The sequence below is a fragment of the Luedemannella flava genome (genome assembly GCF_039528515.1).
GTDB lineage: Bacteria > Actinomycetota > Actinomycetes > Mycobacteriales > Micromonosporaceae > Luedemannella > Luedemannella flava.
On the sequence record NZ_BAAALT010000335.1, the window covers coordinates 1 to 1222 of the forward strand.

3 protein-coding genes are annotated in these 1222 nt (G+C 75.3%); all 3 read left to right on the forward strand.

Translation table 11 applies throughout. The features are described 5' to 3' along the window. Positions 1–314, forward strand: a 314-nt coding sequence (locus tag ABD211_RS33080) for a hypothetical protein (protein ID WP_344140460.1), incomplete at its 5' end; no start/stop codon positions are given. A gap of 80 nt (positions 315–394) precedes the next feature. Further along, the gene (sigK, locus tag ABD211_RS33085; RefSeq protein WP_344140462.1) at positions 395–973 is read left to right on the forward strand and encodes an ECF RNA polymerase sigma factor SigK; all 579 of its coding nucleotides are present in this window, start codon (positions 395–397) and stop codon (positions 971–973) included. A 70-nt stretch (positions 974–1043) separates the two neighbouring features. Beyond that, positions 1044–1222 (forward strand): RskA family anti-sigma factor (locus tag ABD211_RS33090; RefSeq protein WP_344140464.1); only part of this gene is annotated, 179 nt, incomplete at its 3' end.

Genomic DNA, 1222 nt, shown 5'->3' on the forward strand with positions numbered 1-1222 from the left:
CGCTGCGCGGGGCGGTCGCCGACGCCACCGACGCCGCCTGCGAGCGGGACCGGGACCTGTGCCTGCACGGCCCGCCCGTCGCCGCGTCGCGCGCCCGCCTCGTCGAGGAGGTGCGCGGCGCGTTGGCCGGGGCCGGTCAGGGCTCCGCGCTCGTGCGGGTGGCCACCGCCGCCGACCCCGCCCCGGCGGGCAGCATCCTGTACGTGGTGCCCCTCGACGGGGCGTGCGTCCTCGCGTTCCAGTACGACTTCGGCGAGCCGGTGACCGACGCGGTCGTCGGGACGCTGCCCGGGGGCGGCTGCCTGTCCGGGTGAGCAACCCATCCGCCCTGCCCCCCGCGCCGAATACGGGGTGACGGCCGCGTGGAAGGGTGTGACGGGTGAGACCTGGTCGGATGCCGGCGGAAAGGCCGGGCGGCGAACCGCCGGCGGAGCCCGACGCCGGCGAGTTGCTGACGCTCGTGGCGCGCGGGGACGAGCGCGCCTTCGGCGAGCTGTATGACCTGCTCGCGCCCAAGGTGTACGGGATCGCCCGGCGGGTGGTCCGCGACCCGGCGCAGGCCGAGGAGGTCACCCAGGAGGTCCTGGTCGAGGTGTGGCGCACCGCCGGCCGCTTCGACGCGGCCAAGGGTTCGGGGGCCGCGTGGGTGCTCACGATCGCGCACCGGCGGTCGGTGGACCGGGTCCGGACGGCGCAGGCCAGCGTCGATCGGGAGCGCCGGGTGGCGACCGTCGACACCCCGTACGACGAGGTGGTCGAGGCGGCGACGGCGCGGTTGGAACAGCAGCAGGTGCGCCGCTGCCTGAAGGGCCTCACCGAGCTGCAGCGCGAGGCGATCACCCTGGCGTACTACGGCGGGCACACCTACCGCGAGGTCGCCGACCTGCTCGGCACCGCACTTCCCACGATCAAGACGCGCATGCGCGACGGGCTCATCCGCCTGCGCGACTGTTTGGGGGTGAGCGTCGGGTGAGCGAGCGTAGCGAGCGAACCATCAGCTCAGGTTCAACTCATGGCGACGCCTCGCGAAGCGAGGTGGCGGCATGAGCACCGATATCCACTCCCTTTCCGGCGCGTACGCCCTCGACGCCCTCGACGACGTCGAGCGGGCCGCGTTCGCCCGGCACGTGCGCGACTGCGCGGTGTGCGCCGTCGAGGTCGCGGACGCCCGCGAGACGGCCGCCCGGGTCGCGGCGGTCACCGCGCTGGCGCCGCCGCCCCG